A 17,895-nucleotide genomic window follows, 5' to 3' on the forward strand; every position below is an offset into this window, starting at 1 on the left:
CACTGCCTCTCAGTCGGAGTCGCCGAAGCGGGCGAGGAAGGAGCTGAGGCCTTCCTCGTCGAGCCCGGCCAACGGGAAGTCGGACGTGCGGTAGGAACCGGTCTCGGCCGCACGGGAGTGCGCGACGATGCGCTCGATCGCCTCCTCGAACCGGCTGCCCAGTTCTGCGGGGTCGTGCTCCTCCCGGTGCCGCCAGCGGATCCGCAGCACGCCGTCGACGACGGCGGCGCCGATCTCCAGCCGCGGCCCGGCCGGTGCGCCGCCGCGGTGCTCCGGTCCCGCGAAGTCCGCCGGCAAGCGGGCCGGGCCCGCCAGCCGCCAGTCAGCGGGCACCTCGTGCAACAGGACGTCCTGCTCGGACAGCTCCACCTCGGTACAGCTCGTGGTGCGGAAACCGTCCTTCACGGCGTTGATCACATCGGGCACGGCCGCTCCCGGTTCCAGCTGCGGCAACGGGATCAGCGTGGTGAACCGGCCGACCGTGGTGCTCAGGTCGGCGGCGCCCTGGACCCGCTCGGCGCTCTTCGCGACGACGACCCGTCCGTCCACCGCCATGAGCAGTGCCGCGGCGACGGTCTCGGTCAGCGACACGTGGAACGCGCCGAAGGCGTCTTCTCGCCAGTCCGCCGGCACCGCCTGGTGCGCCGTCCGGTCCCGCGACGCGCCGGTGCCCGTGGTGATCGCGGGCAACGAGACACCGCTCGCCCACGCGCTGTACGGCCCCGCCGGCTCCGACCAGCGCACCGGCTCCTGCCGTGCCAGCTGGTCGTACGCCGAGGCGAACTCGCCCAGCAGGATCTGCCACGACCGGTCGTCGACCACCAGCCGGTGTGCGACCCAGACCAGCTTGCGCTGCCCGTCGCCGAGCCCGAACACCGCGAGTTTGACCATCTCGCCGACCGCGGGGTCGAGCTCGCTCGCGATCTCGCCGACCATCTGGCTCATCAGCCCGGCCCGCTCGTCACCGGGCAGTGCGGAGAGATCGATGTCCGCGATGTACGGCTCCTCCCCCGGCTCGGCAGGCACCCGCTGCTCGCCGGCGTCGGCGTCGACCACCAGCCGCAGCACGGGATGCCGCGCCACCAGCTCGGCCAACGCCTCCTCCGCCACGGCCACGTCGAAGTGCTCGGACGCGTCCAGCACGATCCACTCGGCCTGATCGGCGAGCAGCGCGCGTTGGTACGGCGTGAGCGGGGCGGCCTCCAGCGTCACCGGCGTGATGCCGGACCGCACCAGCGCACCCGCGAGCTGCGCCACCGTCTGGTGCTCGAACAACTGCTGCGGTGTCACCGGAAGCCCGAGAGCGTTCGCGCGGGTCACCGCCTGGATGCCGAGGATCGAGTCGCCGCCGAGGTCGAAGAAGTTGTCGTGCGGGCCGACGTCCGGCCGGGAGAGCACGTCGGCGACGATCGCGATCAGCTGGTTCACGAGCGCCCGCAGCCGGTCGTCGACGACCTCCTCACCGTCGTGCGCCCGGTCGGCTGCCGGGTCCGGTAGCGCCGCCCGGTCCACCTTTCCGTTGCTGCTCAACGGGAACCGGTCGAGCACGACGAACTGCGACGGCACCATGTAGGACGGCAGCCGGTCGGCCAGGTGGGCCCGCAGCCCGTCGTGGTCGAGCCCGCCGTCCGGTACGACGTAGGCGACCAGCCGCCGATGGCCCCGGTCTCCTGCCGCCGTGACGACGGCCTGCGCGACCTGCGGGTGGTCCAGCAACGCGTGCTCGATCTCGCCCAGCTCGATCCGGTAGCCACCGATCTTGACCTGGAAGTCCTCCCGGCCGAGGAACTCGATCACCCCGTCCGGCCAGTACCGGCCGAGGTCACCGGTCCGGTACCAGCCGTCGGTGAAGCTCCGCGCCGTGCGTTCCTCGTCGCGCCAATATCCCTGTGCGACACCGGCTCCACCGATGAGCAGCTCGCCCGGAACCCACACCGGGCAGTGCTCGTCGAGCTCGTTCACCACCATGAAGGCCTGGTTGCGCAACGGTTTTCCGTACGGGATCGACACCCGGGCGGGGTCGACCTCCTCGATCGCGTGGAAGATCGACCACACCGCGGCCTCGGTCGCACCGCCCAGGCTCACCACCGCGCAGCCGGGCGCGAACGCCCGCACCCGGTCCGGCAGGCTCACCGGCAGCCAGTCGCCGGAGAGCAGCATCACCCGCAACGGCAGCTGGTCCGGCCGGCCCTCGGCGTGCTCGGCGAGCATCTGGGCCAGTGCGGGCACGGTGTTCCACACCGTCACCTGGTGCTCGGTCACGAGCTCCCACCACCGGCCGGGGTCGCGCCCGGCGTCCGGCTCCGGCAGCACGAGCGCGCCACCGGCACCGAGCACGCCGAAGACGTCGAACACCGACAGGTCGAAGCTCAGCGACGACAGGCCGAGGACCCGGTCTCCCGCACCGACACCGAACCGGGTGCACACGTCCGCCAGGGTGTTGAACGCCGACCGGTGCGTGACCGCCACGCCCTTGGGCACGCCCGTCGACCCGGACGTGTAGATCACGTAGGCGACGTCGTCCGGCTGGGCCAGGCACTCCCAGCCCGCGAGGTCGGCCGAGCGCCAGTCAGCACTCTCGTCGATCTCGCTCACCACGCACGCAACCCCGGAGTGCTCGACGAGCCACTGCCTGCGTTCCTCCGGCAGGTCGGGGGCGATCGGCACGTAGATCCCGCCGGCCGCCAGCACGCCGAGCACGGCGACCGTCTGCCGCCAGCCCTTCTGCACGCCGATGCCGACTGGCGTGCCGCGGCCGACCCCGTTCTCGCGCAACGACTCGGCGAGCCGCACCGCCCGGCCGCACAGCTCACCGAACGTCAGCCACGTGCCGTCCGACCAGACCGCCTCAACGTCCGGAACGGACAGCGCACGGGCGAAGACCGCCTCGTGCAGCAGCATGTCCAGCAGCTCGCCCTCGGTCGCGTTGGCGTCGCTGAACACCTCCTCCTGCCACGCGGGCAGAGTGACTCCCACGGCCTGCCACGCGTCCTCCTCGACCAGGCTTTCGACGAGCGCGAGGTAGGTGTCGAACATGTCGTCCAGGACGCCGGCGGGGAACAGCTCGTCCGCCGCGTGCCACGACAGGTCGAGCGCGCCGTCGACCTCCATCACGAAGTGGTCGAGCGAAACCTGCGGGGTCTGCGAGATCACGTGCTGCTGGGTGCCCAGCCACGCGAACGGACCGCCGCTCGTGCCGGGGTCCTGCATCAACGCGCTGGTGAACACGACAGGCATCAGCGCGCCGGTCGCCGAGCCACGCACCCGCGCCAGCTCGCGCAGCACCCGGACGCCGCTGACGTGCCGGTGCTCCAGGTCCTGCCAGCTGCGCTGCTGCACCTGCACGACGACGTCGGCGAACACCGGCGCCTCGCGCAGGTCGACCTCCAGCAGGTTGAACGACGCGAACTCGCCGACCAGCTCGTCGACCTCGGGGTGGAACGGCAGCCTGTTGACCGCGGTGAGGTTCAGCGTGAAGTGCTGCGACTTGCTCCACCGCCCGACCACGGCCGCGTAGGCGGCCACGAGCACGCTGGTCGGCGTGACACCGTGCGCCGCGGCGATCTGCTTGACCCGGTTCCACCGCTCGACGTCGATCCTGGCGTGCCTGCGGGAGAACTCGGCGGGCCCGGACGGTGCGCTGAGCGCCGGCAGCTCCGGTGCGGGCGGCAGCGTCTGCACGCGCTCCCGCCAGTACTCCAGAGATCGCTCGTAGAGGGCGGTCTCGCGCATCGCGGACTCGGCGAGCACGTAGTCGCGGAACGACAGGCCGAGCGGCGCGGGGTTCCAGTCCAGGTTCTCGTAGAACCGCTGCCAGTCCCGCTGCACCTGGAAGAAGAAGCTCGCGACGTCGGCTCCGATCAGGTCGAAGCTCACGTGCACCCGCAGGCCGCCGGCGCCGCGGGTCGCCCGCACCTCCCACAGCGGCCACTGGTCGACGGTGTGCATCTGCGCGGCCATCCGCTCGCGCACCGCCTCCGGACCGAGGTCGTCGACCTCGATGCGGTACGGCTCAACGGTTTCGAGCACGCGCTGGCGCCCGTCGGGCAGCACGACCGCGCGCAACATCTCGTGCCGGTCGACCACCTTGCGCCACGCGGCCTCCAGCCGTTCGAGGTCGAGCGAGTCGCTCTCGTACTCGAGGTAGACGTGCGCGGCGACCTCACCCATCTCGAAGCTGCCGAACCGCCCGATCCACTGCGCCTGCTGGATCTCCAGCAACGGGAACGGCTCGAACCGGTGCTCGGGATCGGGCGTGACGACCGGCAGGGCGTCCGATGTGGACTGTCCGTCGCACGCGGCGACGCCCGCGATGGTGGGTGCCGCGAGCAGCTGTTGCAGCGTGACCTCGACGCCGAGCTCGCGCAGCCTGGTCACGACGCGGGACGCGAGCAGTGAGTGGCCGCCGAGCTCGAAGAAGCTGTCGTGCACACCGATCGGGCTGATGCCGAAGAACTCCTCCCACACCCCGGCGACGAGGCGTTCCCGCTCGTCGCGGGGCGCCACGTAGTCGGCCAGCAGCAGCGACCGCTCGTCGTTCGCGTCGACGTCCGGCGTGATCTCGACGTGCGCGACGACACCACCGCCGCCGTCGGACCGCTCGACCCAGTGGCGCCTGCGCTGGAACGGGTAGGTGGGCAACGAGATCCTGCGCCGCTCGCCGCGGTGCAGCGCGGTCCAGTCGACCCCGATGCCCGCACCCCACATCCTGCCCAGCGCTTCCCGCAGCACCACGCCGTCGGCCCGCTCGTCGGTGGCGGTCCGCATCGTGGCGAACACCGCGCTGCGCGGCGGCAGGCTCTGCCTCGCCAGCGTGCCCAGCGCGTGACCGGGGCCGGCCTCGGCGATCACGAACGGCCCGCCCGCGGTCGCGACACGCACGCAGTCGGCGAACCTCACTCCCGCACGGATCTGCCGCGCCCAGTAGGCCGGGTCGGTCGCCTGCTCGTCGGTGATCCAGGTGCCGGTGACGTTGGACGTGAAGCGCCGTGTGGGCGGCCGCAGCGTGATCGAGCGCAGGTGTTCGGTGAACGGCTCGACCACCGGGTCCATCATCGGCGAGTGGAACGCGTGCGACGTCCGCAGCGGACGCGCGGTGATGTCCTGCCCGGCCAGGGCCTCCCCGAACGCGGTGACCTCGTCGCTCGGACCGGAGACGACGATCAGCTCGTCGGCGTTGACCGCCGCCACGGCGAGACTCCCGGACAGCATCGGCCGCACCACGGCCTCGCTCGCCGCGACCGACAGCATCGCTCCCGGCGGCTGCTCGGCCATCAGCCGTGCCCTGGTCACGACCGCTTTCAGCGCCTCGGGCAGGGTGAACACACCGGCCAGGCACGCGGCGACCAGCTCGCCGACACTGTGCCCGACCATGCCCTCGGGCCGGACTCCCCACGCCTCCAGCTGCACCGCCAGCGCGTACTCCGTGACGAAGAGCGCGGGCTGGGCGTACCGGGTGTCGGTGAGCGTGGCGGGGTCGCCGTCGAACAGCAGCTCCGCCAAGTCCCTGTCCAGCAACGGCCGCAGCAGCTCCAGGCAGCTGTCGACGGTGGCGCGGTAGAGCTCCTCGGTCTCGTACAGGCCGCGTCCCATGCCGGGGTACTGGGTGCCCTGACCGGGGAACAGCAGCACCAGACCGGGCTCCTCGGCACGACTGTCCCAGGTGGACACCCGATCGGGCACCTCACCCTCCAGGAGTCCCGGCAGCTCGGCGAGGTCGGTGCACACGACGGAACGCCGGTAGCGGCGGTGCGCACGTCCGGTCTGCAGGGTGGCGGCGATGTCGGCCAGGTCGAGTTCCGGTTGTGCGCCGACGTGTTCGGCCAGCCGGGCGGTCGCGTCGTCGAGGGCGGCGGGCGTGGCGGCGGAGAGCAGCACGACCTGCTCGCGCTCAGCAGGGCCGGCTTCGGTGGCCGTCCTCGGCGCCTCCTCCAGGATCACGTGGGCGTTCGTGCCGCCGATGCCGAACGAGCTCACGCCGATCCGGCGCGGGGTGCCGTTCGGCTTCCACGGGACCAGGCTCGTGTTGACCTGGAACGGGGTGCGGTCGAAGTCGATCTGCGGGTTCGGGCGGTTGAAGTGCAGGCTCGGGACCAGTTGTTCGTGCTTGAGCTGCAGGATCGCCTTGATGAGCCCGGTGATGCCCGCCGCGGTGTCGAGGTGGCCGACGTTCGACTTGACCGAGCCGAGCGCGCAGTACCCGGACTCCGCGGTGTGCTCGCGGAACGCCCTGGTGAGCGCGGTGACCTCGATGGGGTCACCGATCAGCGTGCCGGTGCCGTGCGCCTCGACCGCGCTGATGGTCGACGCGTCCAGCCCGCCGACCTCGAGCGCGGTGGCGATCACGCTGGTCTGCCCGTCGATGCTCGGTGCGGTGTAACCGACCTTGCGGGAACCGTCGTTGTTGGTGGCGGAGGCCTTCACGACGGCTTCGACGTGGTCGCCGTCGCGCAACGCGTCCTCGAGGCGCTTGAGCACGACCACGCCGGCGCCGCTGCCGAACACCGTGCCGCTCGCCTCCGCGTCGAACGGGCGGCAGTGCCCGTCCCGGGAGAAGACGAGACCTTCCTCGTGCACGTACCCGGTGTGCTGCGGCACCCGGACGGAGACTCCGCCCGCGACCGCGACATCGCACTCCTCGTTCAGCAACGCCTGACACGCCAGGTGCACCGCGACCAGCGACGTCGAGCAGGCGGTCTGCACGGTGACGCACGGCCCGTGCAGGTCGAGCTTGTAGGCGGTGCGGGTGGCCAGGTAGTCCTTGTCGTTGTGGATCATCAGCTCGAACGCCGTGGCGTTCGGCGTGAGCCGCGCGCCGCCCAGCAGGTTCGAGATCAGGTAGGTCGGCAGGTTCGCGCCGGCGTAGACACCGATCACTTCCTGCTCGCCCGGCACGCAGGCGGCGTCCTCCAGCGCTTCCGACACGCATTCGAGGAAGATCCGCTGCTGCGGGTCGAGCAGCGCCGCCTCCCGTGCGGTGAAGCCGAAGAAGCCCGCGTCGAACAGGTCGATGTCGTCGAGGATCGCGCCGGCTTTGACGAAACCGGGCTGGCCCAGCACGTCCGCGGGGATGCCCGCCGCCAGCAGCTCTGCGGCGTCGAGCGGGGTGATCGACTCGACGCCCTCGCTCAGGTTGCGCCAGAACCGGTGCACGTCCGGAGCGCCGGGAAACCGTCCCGACATCCCGACGACCGCGATGTCCGTGGTGCTCGTGTCTGCAGTGGACACTGGTAGTCCTCCGTGGTGCGTCGGGGTTTTCAGGAGCGGCGGCGCTGGCGGGACGCCCGCAGCCGCCTGCCGCGGTCACTGCCCTTGCGCGCGGCGGCGCGGTCGTCGTCCGCACCGGCGAGGCGCTGGGCGAGCGCCCGTGCGTTCGGGCACTCGAAAACGGTCAGCAGCGGGAAGTCCCGGTTGAGTTCGGCACGCAACCGCTGGTAGATCGACGTGACGCGGACCGAGCTGGCGCCGAGTTCGAAGAAGTTGTCCCGCGCGCCGACCTCGACGCCGCCGAGCACGTCCCGTGCGATGTCGACGACCAGCTGCTCCAGCTCGTTCGCCGGTGCCTCGTACGCGGTGCTCCGCGCGACCGCCACGCTCTGCGCCGCCAGCGCACCGCGGTCGACCTTTCCCTGCCCTGACAAGGGGAGAGCGTCGACGACCCGGATGACCGACGGCACCATGTAGCCCGGCAGGCGCCTGGTCAGGTGCTCGGTCAGCCGTTCGGCGAGCGAACCCTCCGCCTGCGGCTGGTCGTCCGGGACGCCACCGACCACGACGTGCAGCAGCTCGTGCGTCCCACCGAGCGCGAACAGGTCCGTGATCCGGTCCTGCCTCGTGCCGCCGACCTGGCAGAGCCCGAGCTCGCAGCCGGTCGCCGTGGTCTCCAGCAGCTGCGTGACCAGCCCGGCCTCGATCAGCGTGAAGTCGCGGGCGAGCTTGCCGTACAGCGGTTCGATCGCGGCGTGGTCGGCGACCAGGAAGATCGCGAACGCGGCACCGTCGTAGAGCGACCTGGAGGCGGCCGCGAAGTCGGGGCCGGGGCCTTCCTCGTCCGCTGAGCACCGCACCAGCCGGTGCGCGTCCGGGTCGTAGTAGTACGCGCCGCCGGGCAGGCCGTCGACCCGGTCCGGCTTGACCCACACGTACGTCTGCACGGGGTAGAGGCCGCCCGCGGAACCGTAGTCGTACGCGGGCAACGCGCGGTCTCCCGCACGGGCCCGCAGCGCGCCGAGCAGCCCGCTCAGCCGTTCGAACGGAACGGCTTCGCCGAGGAACGCCCGCCGGCTCGACCTCGTGCGCGGCCGCGTGGCGTCGACGAGCGGCACCGCCTGGCCGGACAGCCGGCGCAGGCCGTGGCGGGCCAGCGTGAACTCCATCCGGCGGGCCGGATCCAGTTCGACGTCACCGGCGTCCTCCGCCTTCTTCTCCTCGGTGGTGACGAAGGCGACCAGCCGCTTGTCGCCGCGCTCGCCGGACGCGATCACGACCGCCTGCCGCACGTCGGGATGCGACGTCAGCGCGTGCTCGATCTCGCCGAGTTCGATCCGGTAACCGCCGACCTTGACCTGGAAGTCCTCCCGGCCGAGGAACTCGATCACGCCGTCCGGCCAGTACCGGCCGAGGTCACCGGTGCGGTACCAGCGGTCGCCGTCCAGCGCGGACACGAAGCTCCGCGCGGTGCGCTCCTCGTCGCGCCAGTACCCCGTCGCAACGCCGTCACCGCCGATGAGCAGCTCACCGGACACCCACACCGGACTCCGCTCACCACGCTCGTTGACCACCGCGAACTTCTGGTTGCGCAACGGTTTCCCGTACGGGATCGAGACCCAGGCGGGGTCCACGTCCTCGACCGGGAAGAAGATCGACCACACCGCGGCCTCCGTGGCACCGCCGAGGCTCAGCACGGAAACACCCGGTGCCACGGCGTGCAGGCGCTCCGGCAGGTCCACCGGGATCCAGTCGCCCGACAGCATGACGACCTTCAGTCCGACCACGTCCTGCTCACCTTCCGCGTGGGCGCAGAACATCTGCGCCAGCGCGGGAACCGAGTTCCACACCGTCACGCCGTGCTCGACGACCAGCTCCCGCCACCGGCCGGGGTCCCGTGCCGCCTCCGGTTCCGGCAGCACCAGCGCGCCACCCACGCCCAGCACGCCGAACACGTCGAACACGGACAGGTCGAAGCTCAGCGACGACAGGCCGAGGGCACGGTCCTGCGCGCCGATGCCGAAGCGTTCGCAGACGTCGGCCAACGTGTTCAGCGCCGACCTGTGCGTCACCGCCACACCCTTCGGCGTGCCGGTCGACCCCGACGTGTAGATCACGTACGCGACGTCACCGGGCTGGGCAGGGCACTCCCAGGCCGCGACGTCCGCCTCCTCCCAGCCGTCGACGTCGACGTCGAGCGTGGCGACGCCGGACCAGGCGTCCAGGTGCGCTTCCTCGGTGACGACGCAGCACACGCCGGAGTGCTTCTGCAGCCAGCGCCTGCGTTCCCTCGGCAGGTCCGGCGCCATCGGCACGTAGATCCCGCCGGCCGCCGCGACGCCGAGCACCGCGACGATCTGCCGCCAGCCCTTCCGCACGCCGACCCCGACCGCGGCACCACGCCGTACCCCCATGGCGCGCAACCGTTCCGCGACGGTCACCGCACGGCCGCACAGTTCGCCGAACGTCAGCCACCGGCCGGCCCAGACGGCCGGTTCGTCCGGAGTGGACAGTGCGCGGGTGAACACCGCCTCGTGCAACAGCTGGTCGGGCAGCTCGCCCCCGGTCGCGTTGACGTCGTCGAACAACGTCTCCTGCCACCGCGGCAGGGCCACACCGGACGACTGCCACGACTCCTCGTCGGCGAGCCGCTCCACCAGCGCGCAGTACGTGGCGAACATGTCGTCCAGCACGCCGGCCGGGAACAGTTCGTCCACCGAGTCCCACGAGAGCGTCAGCGCGCCGGTGTCCTCGATCGCCTGGTGGTCCAGGTAGACCTGGGGCGTCTGGGACACCGTGTACCCGTTGCGGCCCAGCTCGATCGGGAACAGCGACTCGTCCTCGCCCTGGCCGACACCGCTCGTGAACACGACGGGCGTGAGCGCGCCCGTGGCCGTGCCGCGTGCCTGCGCGAGCTCACGTAGCACACGCACCCCGCTCACCGCGTCGTGCGCGAGGTCGTTCCAGAGCTGGGTCTGCACGGCCTGCACGAAAGCGGCGAACGGCGCCGGTTCGCGCAGGTCGATCTCCAGCGGGTCGATCGAGGTGAAGTCGCCCACCACCTCGGCGATGTCCGGGTGCACCGCGGGACGGTTGAACAGCGTGACGTTCAACGTGAAGTGCTGCGACCTGCTCCACCGCCCGATCACCGCCGCGTACGCGGCGAGCAACGTCGTGGAGGCCGTGACCCCGTGACTGGCGGCCAGCTTCTTGACCCGGTTCCACGCCGACACCGAGATCCGCCTCGACCGGCGCACGAACTCAGGCCGCTTGATCTCGCGCGGGCTGACCGCGAGCGGCAGCTCCGGCGCGCCCGGCAGCGTGTCCATCCGGCCACGCCAGTACTCGAGCGCGGCGCTCGCCCGCGGCGAGTCCTGCGCGCGTGCCTGCGCGAGCACGCAGTCGCGGAACGACAGCTCGACCTCCGGCAGCTCCAGGCCGGGCTCGGTGTAGCAGCTCGCCCAGTCCCGCATCACCAGCCGCAGGCTCCACAGGTCGGCGACGAGCAGGTCGAAGCTGAGGTGCACCCGGACCCGCCCGTCGGCGAAGCGGCTCGCCCGCACCTCCCACAACGGCCACTCGTCCGCCGGACGCATCTCCGCCGACATCTGCGCGCGCACCGCCAGCGCGGACTTCTCGTCGGCGGAGGAGTCCACGACGATCCGGTACGGCTCGACGGTCTCCAGCACCTGCTGCGTGCCGTCCGGCAGCACCACCGCACGCAGCATCTCGTGCCGGTCGACGACCTTGCGCCACGCCGCCTGCAGCTGGTCCAGGTCGAGCGAGTCGGCGTCGAGCTCGAAGTAGCCGTGCGTGGCGACACCGCTCAGCTCGAACGTCTCGCTGCGGCCCACGAGGTAGGCGTACTGGATGTCGGTCAGCGGGAAGGGGTCGAAGCGGTGCGCCGGGTCGGGGACGATTTCCTCGGCCGGTGCGGTCGCCTGCTCGTCGAGCTTGGCGAGCACCTCGTCCACGATGGCGTCCAGCACGGCAGTGGTGCTCGTCAGCGAGACGCCGAGCTCGCGCTCGATCGTCCCGCGGAACTCCAGCAACCGCAACGAGTCCACCCCGAGCCCGGTCAGCGGCGCGCCACCGTCGATCTGCCAGGGCGACACCCGCGCGGCGATCGCGATCTGCTGCCTCAGCCACGCCTCCAGCGCTCCACGCCGTGCCGCGGGCGTCATCGCGGCCAGCGTGCCTCGACCGAACCCGCCCTGCTCGGCGCGGGTGTCCCTGCGGCTCGCCAGCGCGGGCAGGGAACCGTCCAGATAGGACTCCCGGCAGGCGACGTTCTGGATCTTCCCGCTCGTGGTGCGGGGCACACCGGCAGGCCGGACGAGCACGACGTCGTAGGGCTCGATCTCGAACTCGGCCACGACCGCCCGGTGGACGGCGTCGACGACGGCGACCAGGTCGGTCTCCCTGGTGGCGCGCACCGCCTGCACGACGACGAGCCGCTCCTCTTCCTCGACGGGCACCGCGAACGCGGCCGCCAGGCCTGGCATCGTCTCCGCGGCCGCCGCTCCCGCCGTCTCCTCCACGTCGTGCGGGAAGATGTTGCGGCCCCGGATGATCACGAGGCTCTTGCTCCTGCCGGTGAGGTACAGCGACCCGCGGTGCCGGAACCCGAGGTCGCCGGTGCGCAGGTACGGCCCGCTCCCGTCGGCCAGCCGCGCCGCGAAGGTGTCCTCGCTCGCGGTGTTCCAATAGCCGCCGGCGACGGAGTCACCCGCGAGCCACACTTCACCGACGAGGTCGTCGGGCAGCCGGGCGCCGGTGTCCGGATCGACGATCTCCACCGAGCAGCCGGGCATCGGCACGCCGCACGTGGTCAGCTCCCTGATCCGCTCGCCCGCAGGGGCGGTGATCCGGCCGTGCTCCAACTCGGAGGCGTCCACCTCGAGGAAATCCAGTTCGCCCTCCACGGAGGTCGTGGCGGTGAGCGTCATCTCGGCCAGCCCGTAGGCCGTTGTCATCGTCTCCGGCCGCAACCCGCTGACCCGGAACGCGTCACCGAACTCACGCAGCACGCGGGGGATGGTCGGTTCAGAACCGATGATCAGCCGGCGCCACCGGGACAGGTCGAGCGTGGCCCGCTCGGCCTCGGTCGTGCGGTTGACGCACATCCTCAACGCGAAGTTCGGGGCGAAGTTGACCACCGGACCCTGCTGCTCGGAGATCTCGCGCAGCCAGCGCATCGGCTTCTCCGCGAACGCGTGCGGCTGCATCATCACGCACCGCGACCCCACGAACTGCGAACTGAGCAGCACACCGACCAGCCCCATGTCGTGGAACAGCGGGATCCAGTTCACGAACGTGTCGTCCGGCGTGAGCCCGAACCCACCTTGCTGCGACGCCAGGTTCGCCATCAGGTTGGCATGACTCACCACCACGCCCTTCGGGTCGCTCGTCGACCCCGAGGTGTACTGCAGGAACGCCAGCGCGTCCGGCGTGATCGGTTCGCCGGTGAACTCCCTCTCGACGACGTCCTCGCTGTGCAACCAGACGGGCTGCTCGGTGTCCTCCGGCCACGCAGACCTCAGCACGTCCACGTCGTCGGCCGCGGCCAGCACGGCGGACGGCCTGGCGTCGGCGACGATCCGCTGGAACCGGCGACGCCGGTTCGAGTTCGCCGTCGTCGCGGGCATGAGGCACGGCACCGCACACACACCGGCGTAGAGGGCACCGAAGAAGTTCTCGATGAAGTCAGTCGTCGTGGCACACACGAGCGCGACCCGCTCACCCGGTTCGGTGTTCTCCCGCAACGCCGCCGCGACCGCACCCGCCCTTGCGTCGAGCTGCCCCCTGGTCACCGCGACCCGGCCCCCGTCGGCGTCGACGAGCTCGATCGCCACCTCGTCGGGCGCTCGCTTGGCGTGCCCCCGCACCACGTCGACGAACGTGGCCGTCGATGACACCAACACCTGACCAGTCATGCGGCTGCTCCTCGGGACCGTGGGCCGATGTCCTCCAGCTTGGAAAAGCTCGGACTGCGAGTCATCGCGGCAGGGCCGAAGACTTCTCCGTAGCAACACCAATCGGGACACGTGGCAGACACTTCGGTCGATCCCCCGGTACTACCGTGACGTGTCGTCGTCACCACCGCTGGCAGCCTCGGATCGTGGATCGAATCCCCTGCCGCTGACAAAGATGACCGCCGGGTCCTGGTGATCGAGCTCGACCTGTACACCCGAAGTGTCCACAATGGATTGTGGTGCCGTCGCCGACCTCGCGGGGCGCCGGATCCCGTGTTCGACGGTCAGGCGGGTTCAGCGCGGTGCGCGAAGACCTCGATGTGCGAACGCCGCCCTCGTCGTCGGGGACGAAGGCGGCGTTCCACCGGGAGGGAGGTGTCCCGGGGCCGGCAGGTCAACCGCGTGGCGAGCGCGCCGCCGTCCGCAGCGGCTCCTCCGTCCACTCGGAACGCTGCTCTCCCTCCCGCGGCACCAACTGGGCGAGCAGGGCCACCGAGGTGTCCTGGGTGCGCTCGGTTTCCTGCCGCTCACGGGCTTCCCACGACATCAGCGCCGCCGGGACGTCGTCGGCCTCGTCGACGGCGACCGCGAGGTTCAGCGCGTTCATCATCGCGGTGCCCGCGCCCTGGCCCAGCGTCGGCGGCATGGCATGTGCCGCGTCACCGACAACGGCCACCGCGCCCACCGACCACCTGCGCAGCCGCAGCACCTCGTACCGGTCGAACCTGGGCGCCGCGGGCAGGCCGGTCAGCAACTCCGCGAGCACCGGGAACGAAGCGCGCCACACCTCCTCGTTCAGCGGCTCGCCGATCGCGTCCTCGTCACCGTCGGGGGCACCGAGGTTGAGGTACAGGTCCGTGGAGTTGCACGGCACGTACAGCACCCGCCGCCGGAGCTCCACGTTCCAGTAGTTCACGTAGTTGCGCCATTGACCGGAGCCGCCGGGCGCGCGGTCGAGTGGCACCAGGAACCGGTACATCCCGAAGCCGAACACGTCGTGGGCGTCGAGCAGTCCCAGTTGGTCACGCACCGTCGAGCGGATGCCGTCGGCGGCCACCACGAGGTCGGCCGGCCACCGCCGTCCGCCTGACGCGACGAGGAACCCGTCGGGGTCCGCCTCCACCACGTGCGACCCGGTGCGGAACTCGACGCCGAGCGACCGCGCCTCGTCCAGCAGGGTGGCGTAGAGGTCCTGGCGGGTCAGGGTGATCATGCGCAGGCCGCCGGGCAACGGCAACGGCCGCGTGCTCATCAGGGTGCCCTGCGAGTCGCGTTCCTCCCACTGGGCCGCCTCGTGCGACCGGCGCAGCACGCGGTCTGCACAGCCGATCGACTCGAGCACGCGCAAACCGTTCTCCCACAGGAAGATGCCCGCGCCGAAGTCACGCAGCTCGGTGCCGCGCTCGTGCACTCGGACGGACCAGCCGCGCCGCGCGAGTGCGATGGCCGCCGTCAGTCCGGCGAACCCCGCTCCCGCGATCTCGACGTGTCGTCTCACGACCGCGCCTCCGTGACCTGTCGCCGCCGGGAGTGCCCGGTGTCCGGCGAGAAGCCGTAGACCCAGTCCATGAACTCGCCGTTGAGGACCTTCTCCAGGTAGTCGCTGAAGATCTCGGCGGTGTCCCGGCTCCACTCACCGCTGGCCAGCGCCGCCGAGCTCTGCACGATCCTCGTGGTGCGCCCGATCCGTTCCAGCTCGTAGCCGGTGAGCGCGTCGGCGATGTCGTCGGACTCCACGCGATCAAGGCACCTGGCCAGCACGACCGCGTCCTCCAGCGTGGTGTTCGCGCCCTGGCCGAGGAAGTTGGTCATGGCGTGTGCCGCGTCCCCGAGCAACGTGATCCGCCCCTTGCTCCACACCGCGAGCGGCGGACGGTCGGCGAGGTCCGTCGCGACGAGGTACTCGCGGTCGACCGCGCGCACCAGCTCGGACACGACCGACGGCCAGTGCTCCAGTCGCTCCAGCAGACGCCGCATCGACTCCGCAGGGTCGCGGGGCCAGCCCTCCGCGGAGATGATCGTGGCGGTCCAGTACATCTCGGCCGGGCCGAGCGGCGCGAAGAACATGCCGAGACCAGGGCCGACCACGGTGAACCCGTCGGTCCTGCCAGGAGGCAGCTCCCGCCGGGTGATGCCGCGCAGCGTCGTGGCCACGTGGCGAGGCGGCTCCACGCCGAACAGCTGGCCACGCACCGCCGAACGCAGCCCGTCCGCGCCGACCACCGCGTCCGCCGACACGTGCGAGCCGTCTGCGAAGCAGGCCGTCGCCGCGTGGTCACCGTCGCGGACCTCCACCAACTTCGCGCCCATCCGCAGCCCGGACCGGCCGTGCGCGTCGAGCAGAACCTGTTGCAGGTCCGCGCGCCGGATGACGACGAACGGGGTGCCGTGGCGCTGGTAGAACTCGCCGTACCTGATCGCGCCGAGGCTCTGGTCGTCCAGCGTGCTCACCTGGTGCGCGGCCTCACGGGAGAGGCAGTGGCCGCGTTCGCGCACCTGGTCGCCGACACCCAACGCGTCCAGCGCGCGCACCCCGTTCGGTGTCAGCACGATGCCGACGGCGACACGCGGGAACTGTTGCTGTCGCTCGAACACCGTCGTGCGCACCCCCACCTGGCGCAGGGCGAGCGACGCGGCGAGCCCGCCCACACCGCCACCGATCACCGCAACGTTCATCAACGCCCTCCCCCGTGTCGGCAATGTCAACACGGACGAGCATCTCGGTCGTTTCGTGACCAGTCGTCGCGGGAGCACCGAAACATCTACCGAGGAATGAGAGCCGCGGTGTCCCTCGACAGCTGACCCGATGCGGACTGCCGGTGGCCTACCGGCAGTCCACATCAGCTACCCGTGACCACGGTGCCGGCGTTGTTTCACCGGATGCGGATGTTGTACGTGCGCACCCACTCGGCGATCTGCAACAGCAACGAAAGCGTGTCCGCTGAGCGCCACATGCCCTGCGCGCCGAGCGGCCCCTCCAGCAGGTCGAGCACAGCCTGCCTGCGCACCAGCGGCAGCAGCGGCGAGTTGGAGTCGGCCAACTCGGCCCGCATCTGCTGACGCAGCGTCTGCTCGTAGGCCGGGTGCTGACTGACCGGGAACGAGGTCTTCTTCCGGTCCAGCACCGCCGTCGGCAACAGGTCGGCGACCGCATCCCGCAACAGGCTCTTGACCCGCCCCTCGGTCGACTTGAACGCCCACGGCGTGTTCCACAGGTACTCCACCAACCGGTGATCGCAGAACGGCACCCGGACCTCGAGTCCGACTCGCATGCTCATCCTGTCGACGAAGTCCAGCAGCAAGGGCAGCCACCGAGTCAGGTTGGCGTAGAACATCTGCCGGATCCGCGCATCGGCCGGTGCCTCGCCGTCCAACGCCGGCGCCTCGGCCATGGTTTGCGCGTGCTGGTCGGCGATGTACTCGTGTGGCCGCAGCTTCTGCCACAGCTCGGGGTCGAGCACCGGTTCGAACCCGGACACCGAGACGGCCCAGGGAAATGTCGGAGCGTTGAGCATCCGCTCGTCGAAGAACCACCGGTAGCCGCCGAAGATCTCGTCCGCGCCGTCGCCGGACAGCGCCACCGTCGAGCGCATCTTGACTTCCCGGAACAGCAGGTACTGGGCGGCGTTGGTGTCGGCCAGACCAGGTATGTCGCGGGCCCGCAGCACCTCGGACCGGGCCTTGACCACCTCGTCGGTACCCAGCAGCAATTCGGTGTGGTCGCTGCCGACGTGCTCTGCCACCATCCGCGCGAACGGGTTGTCCTGTTCCGGGCGGATCGCGATGGGCTGGAAGTTCTCCTCGTTGCCCTCGAAGTCGATCGAGTACGTGGCGAGCCGGTCCCGCCCCTCCCGGTTCCGCGCGGCAGTGGCCAGGGCGGTCACCGCACTGGAGTCCAGTCCACCGGAGAGCAGGGTGCCCACCGGCACGTCAGCGATCAACTGCCGCTGCACGACGTCCTCGAGCAGTTCCCGCACCGCTTCGGTGGTGGCGGGCAGGTCGTCGGGGTGACCACCGCTTTCCAGGCCCCAGTACCGCAGCTCACGACAGCCCCGCCGGTCGATCCACGCGTAGTGGCCTGGCCGCAGCGCGCGGATGTCGCGGAACACCGCGTGACCGGGGCTCTGGTTGACGCACAGCAACTCGACCAGTCCCTCCGCGTCCACCTCGGCCGAGGCGATCGGGTGGGCCAGGATCGCCTTCAGCTCGGAGCCGAACAGCACCCCGGCGGCGTGGGGCAGGTAGAACAGCGGCTTGACGCCCAGTCGGTCGCGCCCCAGCAGCAGGCCCTGCCGGTTGGGGTCCCAGACAGCGAACGCGAACATGCCGTTCAGCTTCGACAGGCACTTCTCACCCCATTCGAGGTAGCTGTGCAGCAGCACCTCGGTGTCCGAGCGGGTGCGGAACTGATGGCCCCGCCCCTGCAGCTCGTTGCGCAGTTCACGGAAGTTGTAGATCTCTCCGTTGAAGGTCACCACGCACGGTTGCTCACCACCCCGGCCCGCCTGCATCGGCTGCACGCCGCCCTCGATGTCGATCACCTTCAACCGCCGGTGGCCGAACGCGGCCCGCGGCGAGAGCCACACACCGCCCGCGTCAGGTCCGCGCGGGACAAGGGTTTCGGTCATCGCCTCCAGCACAGGACGCTCATCGGTGAGATCTCGTTCCCAGTCGACCCAGCCCGCGATACCGCACATCGCCGGTTCCTCCCCGT

At 70.9% G+C, this 17,895-nt stretch carries 5 protein-coding genes; all 5 read right to left on the minus strand.

Going from position 1 to position 17,895, the window contains the following annotated elements; translation table 11 throughout:
• Positions 1 to 9 precede the first annotated feature (9 nt).
• The 5 genes from ACFOWZ_RS04155 to asnB all read right to left on the minus strand — a co-directional run bounded on the left by ACFOWZ_RS04155 (position 10) and on the right by asnB (position 17,878).
• The gene (locus ACFOWZ_RS04155) at positions 10 to 7,227 is read right to left on the minus strand and encodes a type I polyketide synthase (protein ID WP_382368888.1); all 7,218 of its coding nucleotides are present in this window, start codon (positions 7,225 to 7,227) and stop codon (positions 10 to 12) included.
• Positions 7,228 to 7,256: 29 nt separating this feature from the next.
• Positions 7,257 to 13,142 carry an amino acid adenylation domain-containing protein gene (locus ACFOWZ_RS04160; protein WP_382368891.1) on the minus strand — a complete coding sequence of 1,962 codons (5,886 nt, stop codon included), beginning with the start codon at positions 13,140 to 13,142 and terminating at the stop codon, positions 7,257 to 7,259.
• 433 nt (positions 13,143 to 13,575) lie between these two features.
• Positions 13,576 to 14,679 (minus strand): FAD-dependent oxidoreductase, encoded by a 1,104-nt coding sequence (locus tag ACFOWZ_RS04165; protein ID WP_382368894.1) that lies wholly within the window; start codon positions 14,677 to 14,679, stop codon positions 13,576 to 13,578.
• Entirely contained in the window at positions 14,676 to 15,857 is a 1,182-nt protein-coding gene (locus tag ACFOWZ_RS04170) for an FAD-dependent monooxygenase (protein WP_382368897.1), read from the minus strand. The genes ACFOWZ_RS04165 and ACFOWZ_RS04170 overlap by 4 nt, the downstream gene beginning before the upstream one ends.
• 197 nt (positions 15,858 to 16,054) lie before the next feature.
• Positions 16,055 to 17,878, minus strand: a complete 1,824-nt coding sequence (gene asnB, locus ACFOWZ_RS04175; protein ID WP_382368900.1) for an asparagine synthase (glutamine-hydrolyzing) — start codon at positions 17,876 to 17,878, stop codon at positions 16,055 to 16,057.
• Positions 17,879 to 17,895 lie beyond the last annotated feature (17 nt).

Source organism: Lentzea rhizosphaerae, from assembly GCF_042649515.1.
Taxonomy (GTDB): Bacteria; Actinomycetota; Actinomycetes; order Mycobacteriales; family Pseudonocardiaceae; genus Lentzea; species Lentzea aerocolonigenes.

Coding starts and splice junctions, on each gene's coding strand:
- ACFOWZ_RS04160 (WP_382368891.1), bottom strand. CDS start 13,142: ATGACTGGTCAGGTGTTGGTGTCATCGACGGCCACGTTCGTCGACGTG.
- ACFOWZ_RS04170 (WP_382368897.1), bottom strand. CDS start 15,857: ATGAACGTTGCGGTGATCGGTGGCGGTGTGGGCGGGCTCGCCGCGTCG.
- asnB (WP_382368900.1), bottom strand. CDS start 17,878: ATGTGCGGTATCGCGGGCTGGGTCGACTGGGAACGAGATCTCACCGAT.